General features: G+C 51.5%; 10 protein-coding genes. 7 read left to right on the forward strand and 3 right to left on the reverse strand.

Annotated elements, in window-relative coordinates; translation table 11 throughout:
* Positions 1-13 precede the first annotated feature (13 nt).
* The gene (locus tag C2M35_RS00280; RefSeq protein WP_105264355.1) at positions 14-2,473 is read right to left on the reverse strand and encodes a S9 family peptidase; all 2,460 of its coding nucleotides are present in this window, start codon (positions 2,471-2,473) and stop codon (positions 14-16) included.
* Between the two features lie 171 nt (positions 2,474-2,644).
* Here C2M35_RS00280 and C2M35_RS00285 point away from each other — a divergent pair, with 171 nt between their 5' ends.
* The 3 genes from C2M35_RS00285 (at position 2,645) to C2M35_RS00295 (ending at position 6,218) form a co-directional block, all read left to right on the forward strand.
* A complete protein-coding gene (locus C2M35_RS00285; protein WP_105264356.1) occupies positions 2,645-3,685 on the forward strand; it encodes a LacI family DNA-binding transcriptional regulator in 1,041 nt (346 codons plus the stop codon).
* The gene (locus C2M35_RS00290) at positions 3,682-4,911 is read left to right on the forward strand and encodes a glycosyltransferase (protein ID WP_105264357.1); all 1,230 of its coding nucleotides are present in this window, start codon (positions 3,682-3,684) and stop codon (positions 4,909-4,911) included. The genes C2M35_RS00285 and C2M35_RS00290 overlap by 4 nt, the downstream gene beginning before the upstream one ends.
* A gap of 80 nt (positions 4,912-4,991) precedes the next feature.
* On the forward strand, positions 4,992-6,218 hold the full coding sequence (locus tag C2M35_RS00295; protein WP_105201610.1) for a threonine/serine ThrE exporter family protein: 1,227 nt from the start codon (positions 4,992-4,994) through the stop codon (positions 6,216-6,218).
* A 370-nt stretch (positions 6,219-6,588) separates the two neighbouring features.
* Here C2M35_RS00295 and C2M35_RS00300 read toward each other — a convergent pair whose 3' ends face one another.
* Positions 6,589-7,200 carry an MlaC/ttg2D family ABC transporter substrate-binding protein gene (locus C2M35_RS00300; RefSeq protein WP_105214441.1) on the reverse strand — a complete coding sequence of 204 codons (612 nt, stop codon included), beginning with the start codon at positions 7,198-7,200 and terminating at the stop codon, positions 6,589-6,591.
* 233 nt (positions 7,201-7,433) lie between these two features.
* Between C2M35_RS00300 and C2M35_RS00305 the strand changes: the two genes are divergently transcribed.
* The gene (locus tag C2M35_RS00305; protein WP_105214443.1) at positions 7,434-7,973 is read left to right on the forward strand and encodes an acyloxyacyl hydrolase; all 540 of its coding nucleotides are present in this window, start codon (positions 7,434-7,436) and stop codon (positions 7,971-7,973) included.
* A gap of 40 nt (positions 7,974-8,013) precedes the next feature.
* Here C2M35_RS00305 and C2M35_RS00310 read toward each other — a convergent pair whose 3' ends face one another.
* Entirely contained in the window at positions 8,014-9,021 is a 1,008-nt protein-coding gene (locus tag C2M35_RS00310) for a zinc-binding dehydrogenase (protein WP_105264358.1), read from the reverse strand.
* Between the two features lie 214 nt (positions 9,022-9,235).
* On the opposite strand from C2M35_RS00310, the gene C2M35_RS00315 reads away from it, so the two are divergent.
* The 3 genes from C2M35_RS00315 to C2M35_RS00325 all read left to right on the forward strand — a co-directional run bounded on the left by C2M35_RS00315 (position 9,236) and on the right by C2M35_RS00325 (position 14,025).
* Positions 9,236-10,183: a LysR family transcriptional regulator gene (locus tag C2M35_RS00315; RefSeq protein WP_105201613.1), complete on the forward strand. Its 948-nt coding sequence runs from the start codon at positions 9,236-9,238 to the stop codon at positions 10,181-10,183.
* A gap of 185 nt (positions 10,184-10,368) precedes the next feature.
* Entirely contained in the window at positions 10,369-11,763 is a 1,395-nt protein-coding gene (locus C2M35_RS00320; RefSeq protein WP_158677876.1) for a hypothetical protein, read from the forward strand.
* 198 nt (positions 11,764-11,961) lie between these two features.
* Entirely contained in the window at positions 11,962-14,025 is a 2,064-nt protein-coding gene (locus tag C2M35_RS00325; protein ID WP_105264360.1) for a S9 family peptidase, read from the forward strand.
* Positions 14,026-14,358: the final 333 nt, after the last annotated feature.

Below are 14,358 nucleotides of genomic sequence, written 5' to 3' on the forward strand. Positions count from 1 at the left end.
TTTTTAACGCAGTTTACTCGGCGTTATCGTCGCTGAGCAGATACTTATCCAGCCACTGCTCTTGCTCCCATAAAACATGCAGCAAGCTCTTGCGGGCGCGATAGCCGTGTGCTTCGTAGGGCAGCATCACCAGACGAGCGTCTTTACCCAGGCCTTTCATTGCCGCATACATGCGTTCACTTTGCATCGGGAATGTGCCGCTGTTAGGGTCTTCCTTGCCGTGGATCATCAGCATGGGTTCGTTAATCTTTTCCGCATGGAAAAACGGTGACATATTGGCGTACACCGCCTGGCCTTCCCAGAAGTTACGCTCTTCGCCCTGGAAACCAAATGGCGTTAAGGTGCGGTTGTAGGCGCCGCTGCGGGCAATGCCGGCTTTAAACAGGTCGCTGTGGGCCAGCAGGTTGGCCACCATAAAAGCGCCATAGGAGTGCCCGGCAATGGCTATCTTGTCCTTATCCGCCACGCCTTTTTCAACCAAGACATCCACCGCCGCCTGGGCGCTGGCGACCAGCTGCTTGCGGAAGGTGTCGTTCGGCTCCTTGCCATCTACCCCAACTATGGGCATTTTCGGGTCGTCGAATACGGCTATCCCCTTGGCCAAATAAGGCATAGGGCCCCAATAACCTATGTAGGTAAATTCATAAGGCGATTCACGCACCTGCGAGGCCACATTTTTATCCTTGTACTCCAGTGGGTAGGCCCACATCAGCACAGGGATTGGGCCTTGTGACGGCTCATAACCGGCCGGCAAATACAGGGTGCCGGACAGCTCAACACCATCGTCGCGCTTATAGCGTACCAGCTCTTTTTGAATGCCTTTAAAGGCCGGATACGGATGAGGGAACTGAGTCAGTTGCGTCAGGGTGTCGTCATCCAAGTCACGCACGAACAAATTGGGTTGTTCGGTTTTAGACTCGCGCACGGTAATAAAACGCTCACCCTCTTCGTCTAACAGGTCAATAACGCGCTCATAGTAAGGCGCTTCGCTGCGCCACAGGCGCTCGGTGCTGTTGGTTTTAACATCGTACCTGTCTAAAAACGGGATATTACCCTGCTGTGAGGCACCATCGCCGCGCAGGTAAATATAGCGGTCGCCCACGACCTGCATTACGCGCACGCCCAAATCATTGTGGGTGTATATGGGATCGCCCGGGTTTTTATAGGCATCGTTATAGCTGCGCTCGGAGAAGAGCACGGGCGAAGCACTTGCATCGTTTGGCGCGATAATCCAGCTACGCACCTGACGGTCGCTAAAGCGCCACTCGGACAGCATAGCCAGGTTCTCATTGCCCCAGGTTACCCCGGAAAAGCGGCGCTCGGTTTTAGCAAACAGCTTAGGCTTGCGCTTAAACGGCGCACTTAGAGTGTAAATATGATCATGATGCGGCACGTCTTTTTTCATGTCACCGCCATCTTGGGCTTCGGCCCAGATTAAGGTCGCGCCCTTGTCGCTGCGCCAGTCAAAATCGCGAGGACCGGTACGCACACTGTCAAAACCCTGAGGAATATTGTCGGCCAACGGCTGTTTAACCAATTCTTTTAGCTCATAGCCGCTCATTCCCCACACAGACCAGGTAGTGGCAAAGCGGGAATAGGGCACCTGATAAGAGAAGGGCTGATCCAAGGTGGCAACAAGAATATTGTTGCTATCGGGTGAGATACTGAAATTACTAAATAGCTGAGCCTTACCTATGGCCTTGGCCTGACCATCCAAACTTACACGCATCAACTGGCCCTGACCATAGAAGGAAAACAGCGCTTCGTCATAGGGACTGGTCAATAGATTCTGATAGGTACGGGCCGGCGCCTTTTCACCCGTAGTTTGTTGGATCACCGGCACAACCGTACTGGCATCGTCTTGTGGCTGCGCTTTACCCAGATTAACCGCCTGGTTAATGATTAAGCCGCTGGCATCGGGCATCCATTGATACGGGGTGGCGGTAACCACTGAGTTAAGTGCATGCTCGGTCAACTGTTTCAGGGTACGCGTACTGATGTCGTACACCCACAAGGTGGCCGATGCTGGCGTTTCATAGACAAAGCTCAGATAACGGCTGTCGCTCGACCACTGCGGCGAGCGCATAATGCCCTCATCCAGACCACTTACGTCCAGGGTAATATCCCCCTTGAGGGATTTAAACGTCAGCGCCGTGTACTTGTTGCGCACTCGCGAGCGAGAAAAATTATCTGGATTGAGCTTTATACCGGCCAGTTTCAGCTCTGGCTTGGCCAGCTCCTGTAAGCTCTCAACGCGGCGGCGTTCAAGTAACGCCAGCCATTGGCCGTCCGGTGATAACATGGAACGCGGTGCCAACTTGGCATCGACGACCTGCGCCAGCTCTTTCGATGGCACTTGATAGCCACCGTCATTTTGTGCAGCGACCAACGCTTCTTGCTGAGCAAGCGCGGTGGGCGCCGAAATCAAGCCCACTGCTCCGAGGAGCACGGAGGCGATGAGGTGTTGTTTCATAGAAAACCCTTTTGTTGTGATTATTATCCTCTTGGGCCTATTTATCTAAATAAACAGACTCTTGGGTACAGTCTACCTGGGGATATAAACTAAACAACTCATTGCGATTAACTGGTTAGTTTGGCGCAGAATCTGCTACCATATAACGCTTAATCAGCCCCCGATAGCAACATGACCAGCACAGCACCTCATCCTAAAATCACCATCATTGATGTTGCCCACCAGGCCGGAGTGTCTAAATCCACCGTATCTTTGGTGATCACCCAACCGGATAAGGTCAGCGATAAAACCAAGGAAAAGGTACGCCAGGCAATGGCTGAGCTGGGCTATGTGTATAACCGGGATGCGGCGGCGCTGCGCTCAAAACGCTCGACCTTGGTGGCCATTATGCTGCCGACCTTGACTGATCCCAGATTCAATGAGCTGGCAATCACTTTGCAGCAAGGGGTACTTGAGCTGGGTTTTGTGCCCATGTTGCTGTGCAGCAATGATGAGCTTGAGACCCAACAACAACTGATGGAACGCCTGCGGGAGTCTAATGTTACCGCAGTGATCTTGTGTCCGGCCACAGGCACGGATGTCACCTGGCAAAATGCGCTTAGCGAAAGCGGCATGCAGATCATTAATGTGCTCCGTGAAGTGCCTTTTAGCGAAGCTCCTTGTGTACTTGCCGATACCCAGCGCGGTGCTTTTTTGGCGACTCAGGCATTAATAGCCGAGGGCTGTAAATCCCTGACCCTACTGGGCGCTCCTTCAATCAGCGATTACAGCCAGCTGGTGGAAGGATTTGAGCAGGCGCTGCATTTGCATCAAGAGCCTCTGACGCGCCAATTGATTGCCTGTGACAATACCCGCCTAGCTGGCCAGCAGGCCCTAAGTAACTCGGCGCTGGCAGACGCACTCGATGAGGCGTTCTCTACGGAGCTGGCATCGCCCCTGGGCATATTATGCGCCAGCGATCCAATCGCTTATGGTGTGCTCGATTCCCTGCCAAGTCTTGGCCTAAGTGCTGGCAATAAGGTGAAGCTTGTGGGCGTTGGCGACCTGCCGGACTCCGCCATCTTGCCTTGCCCGCTTAGCTCTGTGGCCTATCGCAGTACCGACCTTGCCGAGCACAGCTTGAGCATCTTAACCGCCTTACTCAATGGCCAAAGCGTACCCCGTCGCACCCTTATCGATGTAACCCTTATCAAACGAGCGTCTTGTTTATGACCCAAGTATTAGTGATTGGCTATGTGTGGCCAGAGCCAAATTCCTCGGCGGCCGGCAGCCATATGATGTCGCTATTAAAACTGTTTCGCGCACAAGGATGGCAGGTAGAATTTGCCTCACCGGCACAGCGCACCGAGCATATGGAAGACCTGGCGCAATATGGCATCAGCAGCGCGGATATTGCCCTCAATTGCAGCAGTTTCGATGCTTATCTTGGCGAACTAAAGCCGGATATTGTGATGTTCGACCGTTTTATGATGGAAGAACAATTCGGCTGGCGGGTCGATAAATATGCGCCCAACGCATTAAAAATCCTCGATACCGAGGATCTACAATGTTTACGTGGCGCCCGCCATGAAGCCCATAAAGCGGATAAGGAATTCGATACCGCCGACCTGCACACGGATTTGGCCAAGCGTGAAATCGCCGCTATTTTGCGCAGCGATCTCAGCCTGATCATCTCCAGCTACGAGATGCAGCTGCTCAACCAGGTATTTAAAGTCGACTCTCAGCTCTTACATCACCTGCCCTTTATGGTCGACTTAAGCGCCCTGCCCACGCACACCCCGAGCTTTGCCGAACGTCAACATTTTATGACCATAGGCAACTTCAGACATGCGCCCAACTGGGATGCGGTGCTCTATTTACAACAGATCTGGCCGCTTATCCGCAAGCAACTGCCCAAGGCGGAACTGCATATTTACGGCTCCTACCCGCCGCCAAAAGCCACCGCCTTGCATAACCCCAAGACCGGCTTTTTGATCAAGGGCTGGGCCGATGATGCCCTTAAGGTTATGAGCGCGGCGCGGGTGTGTTTGGCACCGCTGCGTTTTGGTGCCGGTATTAAGGGCAAGCTGCTGGAAGCCATGATCACCGCAACGCCGTCGGTAACCACCTCTATTGGCGCCGAGGGCATGCATTTGGATTTACCTTGGAATGGTGCGCTGCACAACGACCCGCAAGCGTTTGCCGATGCCGCGGTGCGATTGCATGAAAATGAGGCCGAGTTTACTACCGCTCAGGAGCATGGCCGAGCAATACTGAACCAGATTTACGACAGCAACACCCTGGCGTCCGCCTTATTGGCGCGCATCAATGACATGCAACAAAACCTGGCACTGCACCGCCGAGATAACTTCACCGGGCAAATGCTCAAACACCACACCATGCGCAGTACCCAATACATGGCACAGTGGATTGAGGCAAAAAATTCAATAAAATCTTGATAGAAATCAGTAGACAGGTAACCTTAGATTAATAAAATGCGCACGCTCTGTGCATTTTGAACAACAACCGAGGACCCCGCGTGGAAGACGCTCTCTTTAAAGAAAAACGTAAATTTATCGTTAAGCTCGGTAAAATGCTGCATAAATACGGCACTCCGGCCTATCGACTCGAGGCGCACCTGATGGAGGTCGCGACCTATTTGGAGCTGAAATCTTCCTTTGTTATGTCACCCACCTCGGTGACCTTTGTGATCTGGACCGAAGGTCATGAGAACGAGTACACCCATGTCGCCCGCGTTGATCCGGGCGATCATGATCTCGGCTCGCTAGCCAACACCGACGAAGTGGTAAATTCCCTTATCCAGGGCGAATTAACCATTAACGAGGCGGATAAGCGCCTCGATGAAATCGCCGTGATGCCCGCCCCCTACAACCGTTTGGTAACTGCCGGTGCCTTTGCCATGTCTGGTGGCGCCTTTGCCATGCTGATGGGCACCAGCTGGACCGATGTTTTTTATTCCAGCCTGCTCACCCTGGTGGTGTATTTATTCGTGCTCTGGTCAAGCTATTCGCGCCGTGTAGGACACATGCTTGAACCCTTGGTGGCCGTGGTTTCTGCCATTTTAGCCTGTGCCGTTAGCGTGTATTTAGACGCGCAGATCAATATACGTTTAGTAGTGCTCTCCAGTATTATCGTCTTTATCCCCGGCCTCGCCTTGGCGCTGGGTCTGGCCGAACTGGCGGCGCGGCATCTGGTGTCTGGTACGGCGCGAGTAATGGACTCCTTTATGCTGCTGTTTAAGCTTTATTTCGGTGCCTTTATCGGCATCGGCATCGGCTTTGCACTCTTTGGGCAGGCAGAATTTGTAACGCCTGAGCCCTTACCCAAATGGACTGCCTGGCTCGCTATCCTCCTGCTTTGTTCGGCGCTAGTGGTTATTTTTAGAACCAAAGCCAAACATGCACTGTGGTCGCTGGCCTCCGGCTTTATCGCCTATGGTGCCAGTATCGGCTCTGCAGCTTACTTGGATTACACCTTGGGTACCTTTGTTGGCGCCCTGGCGGTGGGGATTTTTAGTAACCTCTTTAACCGTATCGCCAATGCCCCGGCCTCCATCGTTGCCATGCAGGGCTTGATCGTTCTGGTGCCTGGGTCAAAAACCTATATAGGGCTTAATTCACTGATTGAAGGGCAGGATTTTGTCTATGCCGACCATATCGGCCAGCAAACCTTTTTGATCTTTATGTCCCTTGTAGCCGGGCTTATTTTTGCGAACGTGGTGTTGCCACCAAAGAAAAGTCTCTAGTACCAATTCACTTAAATAGCTAATCATTCTAGCGGGCTAGATATCATGCTCACGGCGTTGGAATTTTTCTATGGAGAAGACTACATAAGAAAAATTCCGCCTTGTTATCACATCATCTATCCAGCGCTATATCTGCTCACATACTTAACAGAATTGGTAGCAAAAAAAAAAGGTGAACTTATTGATAGGAGGCCACAGGGAAAAGGCCATAAGTTCACCTGAAAATGTTGTCACAACAATAACAACAACGTACTAGCAAATTGTACTCACCGTATTCCAGCAGAAAAAAAAGGGGGAACTCCTAGGGAGGGAGCCTCATGGGTTAAGGCTACAAGTTCACCCCAAAACACTGCAGGAACAGAACTCAACATTAGCCCTTGGCTAACAACTCTTGATTCACCTGGTCGATACCCACCTCAGAGATACGGGCAATAATTTCTTTTTGCTTGGCATCGAGTAGTGAAATACCCTCGGCGACCAGGTCATAGACGCGCCAGCTTCCGGCCTTGTCTTGGCGCAGTTTAAAGACGATATCTATGGTCGGTTTGCCCGCCTCAACTATCTCGGTTTTCACCGCCGTATAACCATTGCTTGGCGCCGCATTAGGCTTAATAAAGTGTACTTCCTGGCCCTTGTAGCTCATCAAAGCATTGGCATAGGTATGAGCCAAATACGACTCAACGGCATCAATAAAGGCGACTGCCTGCTGCTTATTGATTTCGCGTACATGCTTACCAAGGAGTTTAAAGGACACGAATTTGGTGTCGATATGGGGGATCAACTGCGTCTTAACCAGGGTGCGTAGCTCGGCCTTTTTCTGTTGTTCATCGGCCTCTATATTGCCGATATCTACAAATAGCTGTTCGCCGACCTGCTTAAGCATAGTATAAGGCTCTTCAGCATTGGCTGCCTGCGCCTTGGCGGCCGACAAGCTCAGCATGGCGGTGGTAATAAACAGTAAAAACAGCTTAGGTGCGCGCATTGGCTACTCTCCTCACATCGAATTGGCAGCCATGGTAGCGGATCGTATTTTGAAATATAAGCAACAAATACGCACATTATTGATTCCATATATGCACATATAAATTTATTCTTAGTATTCATATAGTTAGATTATTGGTGCCAAGTTCGCACCACCACTGTGCATTTTCCTCCATTGATCCCTAGCCCCTCACAATGAATAGTACGCGCCCTTTTTGTTGTGAGGTTAAGCGTATGAAATCACTAATGTTAGCCACCTTGGCCGGGGCCTTAAGCCTGGCTCCCCTAGCTGCCAGCCAAGCACAGGAAACGCCACGACATGGCTACACCCTGCATTACATTCAGGGTGAAGGGGATGTACAAGGGATCAAATTAGGTTATCAGTATTATCTCAGCGAATACCTGCCGGAGCGCTTCAATAATTTTGAGGTGTTTTTTGAAAGCAGTGTGAACTTCTGGCGCTATGGCGACAACAATGACTATGATCGCAACTTTGTTGTGGCACTAACCCCGGTATTTCAATACCCCATCACCCAATATCGGGGCCACCCGGTGCTGTTTGAATTTGGCATAGGGTTGTCGCTCTTAGATGACACCCAGTTCGCAGGCAAGGACGTAAGCACCCACTACCAGTTTGAAGACAGAATAGGCGTAGTCTACAAACTGGATAATGCCGAGTTTGGACTGCGCTACCTGCATTATTCCAATGCCGGTTTTGAAAGCCCTAACCCGGGGCTGGACTTTATTTCCTTGTCCTACTCACGTTCATTTTAGTGTGCCCAGATAAGGGCTAATTTTATTCATGCGGTGAGCCTCAGCGTGGCTTAACCGCTACCACGGGGCGCACGGCGGTACTTTGTTGATAGAGTTGACGCAGCGCTTCGCCTACCAATTCGGTATCAAAAGGCAAAATGCGATGGCCGGGTGCCTGAATCTTACCCGAGCCCACATCCTGCAATAGCTGTTGCCCCATAAAGCTTAATTTTTGCTGCGCACACAAGCTATTAGCCAGCCAGGCACCGCCTAAAGACACGGCGGCGATAATGGGCGCGCGGCTAAATAACAGCTCTTGAGGAATTTCGGCAAAGCCATTTAGGCAGGCAATACGGCCGCCAAAGCGCAGATGCGCCAAATCGGTAACAAAGGTGTCACCACCACAACTATTGAGTATGGTGTCAAAACCATCGGGCCCGAGTTCATGCTTAATATCCCGCGCCAGTTGCTCTTCAGTGCTGGCAAAGACTACATCGGCGCCCAACGCCTTAATGCGCTCGTGCTCACGCTCAGGTGCACTGACAAATACCTTGGCACCGCGCTGACGCGCATATTGAATGGCAAAGTGAGCCACCGCCCCACAGCCGGAATTAATATAAATACTCTCGCCGGCCTGCAGCTGAATTTTGTCCAGCGCCGCCAGCGCCGTCATCCCGGCATTGGGCAAGGTGGCGGCCACAGCACTGGGGATGGACTCGGGCACTTCAGCAACCGCATAGTTGGCCACCTTGGTATAGCGCTTAAGTACCCCTTGATCCGCCAAACTGGTAGTAAAGATCACCCGGGTGCCACGCTTAGGAAACACGCCGACCGGCGCCTCAACAACAGTGCCTACCGCATCAATGCCAAGCACATGAGGATATTGCCAACGACAAAAGCCCTCCGCACCAAGGCGCGCATCTATATGGTTCAGACCCACATATTCGACTTCCACCAGCACCTCGCTGGCACCAATGGACGGCACCGGCAATTCTTGCAACTGCAGCGCCAGACTTGGCGAAGCTTCATGTAGTACAAGAGCCTGCATGGTGGAGTTGGGGCCGGACATAGCTATTTCCTATGATTAAAAAGTGGTTTCAACGCCTGATGGCGAATATCATTATCGCGGTTGACGCCGCTGCAATACTCATACTGAGCAAATAGGCGCCAAGATTCAACCTTACCATGGTAAATAACCGCCGCGTCATCAGATACACTGGTTTTATAAAAACATTAATGCCAGAATGGCATCAATAAATTATTGCCCCACCGAGACGCCAGCTATGGATACCACCAGCCGACTTATTATGCTACTTGAGGTAGTGGAGCAGGGTTCTTTTTCCAAGGCCGCGGCCATGCGCAATATAGACAGGTCGGTGATATCTAAACAGATCAGTAAACTGGAAGACGAGCTCGGCGTACGCTTACTTAATCGCACCACCCGCTCGTTTTCATTGACCGCCGCCGGAGCCGAAATGGTCAAAAAGGCCCGAGACTTACGCATGCTGCTGGCCGACACAGTGCAACTGGCGGAAAACTACCATCAGGAGCCGCGCGGTCTGTTGCGCATCGCCACCTCTCACACCCTGGGGCGCCGCTATATTCAGCCGGTGATTAACGACTTCCAAAAACGCTTTCCTCAGGTCAATGTGGATATGCGTCTGGACGACCGCCCGGTGGATATGATCTCCGAAGGCTTTGATCTGGCGTTTCGCATCGGCGAGCCCAGAGATTCGTCATTGATTGCCCGTAAAATTGCCCGCAACCGCATGCTCTTGTTGGCCAGCCCGGAATTTATCGCCACCTATGGCGAGCCTAGGACCATGGAGGAGCTAGGCGCATTGCCCGCGGCCACCTATACCAGCTCCCATAAGCGCTTAGACTCGATAAGCTATATCAATGCCGAAGGTGAGCATTGCGAGCAGGTGATTAACGCCGTCTATACCTCCAATGATGGCGAGGTGCTGATAGACAAGGTGCTTTCCGGCACCGCCTATTGCCTGGTGCCGGCGCTGCTGATCCAGGATGAGATCACCTCTGGCCAATTGCAGCCGCTGCTGAGCGAGATAAACCTGCCGGACTACAGCGCCATGTACGCCCTCTACCCCCATCGCGATCTACCTGTGCGCACCCGCTTATTGTTGGATGCGGTGCGACATTATATCGGCGAGACCGTGCCCCGCTGGGAGTTGAATATCCCCGATCTGGACTCCCTGTACCGCCCTAAATAAGCGCCTTATGTTGATGCACAGCGCTCGGGTTTCTGCGACGCTACATATGTAATTACCCGGCGTAAAATCGCACACTTTTTCACACTTGTGTAAACATCTGTTAAGCGGAGTAATACTATGTAAAACATGGGATTTTTTTGTTTTTTATCGGTCATACTGAGCATCTAGTTCACGATGAATCAAGTATGAAACACAACAATAATAAAGGTCTTAAGCCAACCCTGGCGGCACTTTTTGGCACCGCCTTAGCCAGCCTCAGCGGTTGCGGCGGCAGCTCCGACGGCAACAGCGACTCCGGCAGCATTCAGCTATACAACGGCACCACCAATGGTCCCACCATGACCCTGAGCATCGCCGATGTAGCGCGTACCACGGCAGAGCTGGGTAATGTCACATCAACGCACAGCTACACCACGGATGACTATGATTTTGCCATTCAATACCGTAACGATCAGGGTAACCTGGTCGATATAATCAGCGACACCTTAAGTATTCGTAACGACACTAAGACCTTACTCATGATGTATGGCAATATCGAAGAGCAGAAGCTGCTAAGTGTCGACTTGCCCTATCGTGAAACCAGCGATATGTTCTCACTGCAAATGCTCAATGTGACCAATGCAGAACGTAATTTCGATCTTTATATGGCCGCGGATGATGGTGTATTCGAGCAAGCAGAGCTGGTTGGCTCGGCAATGTTTGAAACCCTGAGCGCCAGTACAGAGCATAAGATAGATGATTATACCTTTTACCTGACCGAGGCCGGCGGCACGACGCCGATTTGGCAATCCGATGAAACCCGCATCAATGTCGATGATGCCCTGGTCATGGCCATTCGCCCCAGTTATGACAATAGCAGCGACTATCTGACGGTGGACATTATCACTAATGGCAATACTCCCTATAGCCTGAAAAACAAGGATGCCCAGGCTCAGGTGCAGTTTTACAACAGCATGGACGAGTATCCAAGCGCCCAATTCACCGCCAGTAAGGGGGATTTCCAGCTAAGTACGGCGAGTACCGACGCTGATACCCTGTCGCAGACACTGCAACTGGCACCGAACAGCTATTCCATTTCCATGCTTGATGAACAAGGCAATACCCTGGTAGATAATTACCTGCTAACCCTGGAGCAGGAGCAAAGCGCTCTGGGCGTTTTTTATAAGGATGCCGAACACGGCCCAAGACTGATGAGTGTGGCGCAAAACCTGGTGCCTAACAGCGTCAGCCATCAGGTGACTGTGGTGAATCTGGTCGATGAGTACGCCGGTTTGCCGGTTAATAAACTGGACATTTATTTTACCCTAGATGGTCAGCCCATTTCGCAAACCGAACATCATCTCGACAGCCTAAACAGCTATGGCGCCAAGTCTTTAACCCTACTCGATAAGACGTACGGATTTTACGCCATTTTAGAGGACAATGGTCAGGAGATAGTGCTGCATCAACAAGGTGCGGTAGATGTGACCGCCGATGGTAACTACATAATGATCTTAGAGGCCGATGCCAGCACAACTTCCGGTTACAAGCTTACTAGCCTGCATACGGTGGCGGCGCAAGGCGAAGAGCTGGCTCAGTGACGGATAGGATAAGCTCCTAGCGCCTGAGATCCTTACCCAGATCCCAACCCTGTTGGTGGGTAGCTGCTCCCCAGTTCCCACCGACATCTTACTGCTACCCGTTGTTTAACCCACCGATTACGAGCTTAATCGCAAACACTGGCTTTCGCAGTGCGCTTTTGTAGAATAGCGACCACTGACAACAAGCGAAGGACAGAGATGAAATTATTGAAATCGACGCTAGCCCTGGCCATGGCCGTGGGTGTAAGCGCTCCAGCATTTGCCAATGACACCATCACGGTTGAAGACATTCCAAAAATAAAAAGCGTTTTACAAACCGCTATCAGCCCGGATGGCGAGCAGGTTGCTTTTACCCGCTCCCTGCCACGTGAGCTCTACAAGGACGAAAACGGTCTTAACTACAGCGAATTGTATGTTATTGATGACGAAGGCGTTGAACGTCCGTTTATAACCGGCAAGGTCAATATTAAGAGCATCAGCTGGTCTGCCGATGCCAAGCATGTTTATTTCCTGGCCAAGCTGGGCGACGATAAATTCACTGCCCTGTACCAGATCCCTGTCGATGGTGGTCAGGCACAAAAAGTCATGGCCCTTAAAGGCCGCGCCATTGCCAGCTATCAGCTAAGCCCCAATGGTGAACAGGTAGCGCTACTGGCCATGCCAGCCAAAGACAAGTCTGAAAAAGAGCTTAAAAAGCTTGGCTTTATGGCCGAAGTGTATGAGCTAGGTCTGGATAACAAACAGCTGCACCTGGTTGACCTTGCCGCCTCTGATAAGCCTCTTGACCCAGAAGCCATCAGCATCGACGGCTATGTCAGCGATATGAACTACTCTGCCGATGGCAAAAAGCTATTGGTTAAGACCCAGCCAACGGCGCTGATTGACGACAAGTACATGAAGTCTCAATGGCACCTGTTCGATCTGGCCTCCAAGCAAGTAACCCTGTCGTTTAAAACCGAAGGCAAGCTAGGCGCCGCCGAGCTGTCGCACGATGGTCGCTATGTGGCGATTCTCGGTGCCGATGACAAGCACGACCCGGCAACGGGCCGCTTATACCTTGCGGACACCGAAACCGGTGAGATCAACGAATGGCTGCCTGACTTTATGGGCCATATCAGCGATTTTGAATGGTCAAACAAGCGCAACACCCTGAACTTTGTGGCCCAGGTCAGCCCTGAGAGCTTTATCGGTCAGATCAAGGTTGGCTCAAACACATACAAGAAGCTGGTTAAAGAAGGTAAGTTTATCGCCGGCTCATTGAGCATTTCCGACTCGGACAAAACCCTGGCCCTGAGCGCCAACAGCGCCAAGCACCCGAACGAGGTGTATATGGTGCGCGGCTCTAAGGCGACCCGTTTAAGCGATTCAAACCCTTGGTTAAACGACAAGCGCTTCGCCAAACAAGAAGCCCTGACCTTCAAGGCCCGCGATGGCGTTGAGATCGGTGGTGTGCTGGTTTACCCGCTCGATTATGAAGAAGGTAAAACCTACCCACTGATCATGGCGGTACACGGCGGTCCTGAAAGCCACGATAAAAACGGCTGGGTAACAAGTTACTCAGATCCAGGCCAAATGGGTGCAGCACGCGGCTATGCGGTTTTCTATCCTAACTACCGTGGTTCAACGGGTAAAGGCGTTGAGTACTCTAAGCTGGGTCAAAACGACTATGCAGGTAAAGAGTTCGACGACCTAGTCGATATGAAGCAATACCTAGTAGATATGGGTTTGGTTGACAGCAAGCGCGTGGGTATTACCGGTGGTTCATACGGTGGTTATGCCTCGGCCTGGGGTGCAACTAAACTGACCGAGCACTTTGCCGCCAGCGTGATGTTTGTGGGTGTAACCAACCAGCTTTCCAAGTTTGGTACCACGGATATTTCCACCGAAATGCACCTGGTACACGCCCGCTCTTACCCTTGGGATAAGTGGCAGTGGTACCTGGAGCGCAGCCCAATCTACTGGGCCGGCCAGTCAAAAACACCTTTGCTTATTATGCATGGTAAAGACGACCCGCGCGTTCACCCGGCACAATCCATGGAGCTATATCGCTATATGAAGGTGCAAGGTAAAGACGTACGCCTGGTGTACTACCCGGGTGAGGGCCATGGTAACCGTAAGGTTGCGGCGCAATACGACTACAGCTTGCGTTTAATGCGCTGGATGGACAACTACTTGATGGCTGGCAACAAAGAAATGCCTGAATTTGAGATTGACCATGCCGCCAAACTAAAAGCGGTAAAAGACGCACAAAAAGAAGATTAAGGCACCGCCTTAAGCAAGCCCTTTGACCCGCACTAACGTGGGTTGACAGATATGCGTTTAAAACGCCTGATGTACTTCATCGGGCGTTTTTTATTTTAAAGCCAACTGCCACCTTGGTTCATTACAAGTAGCCGCCGATTCAGCAACCATCCTTCTTACCTGTTTCAGATCTTTTGGCTTGGCCAGCAGGTACTCATTTTTCAATATAACCTTAACCCTTTGTGCCAGGACCTTCTGATAACACTCATACCCATCTGTCGTCGCGCAACCTCTCCCAAACTGAGTGTAAAGCTGCGGCTATCCACCTGAGCGGTATTGAATACCCCCATCAAC

It is taken from the genome of Pseudoalteromonas sp. T1lg76, from assembly GCF_002964725.1.
GTDB lineage: Bacteria > Pseudomonadota > Gammaproteobacteria > Enterobacterales > Alteromonadaceae > Pseudoalteromonas.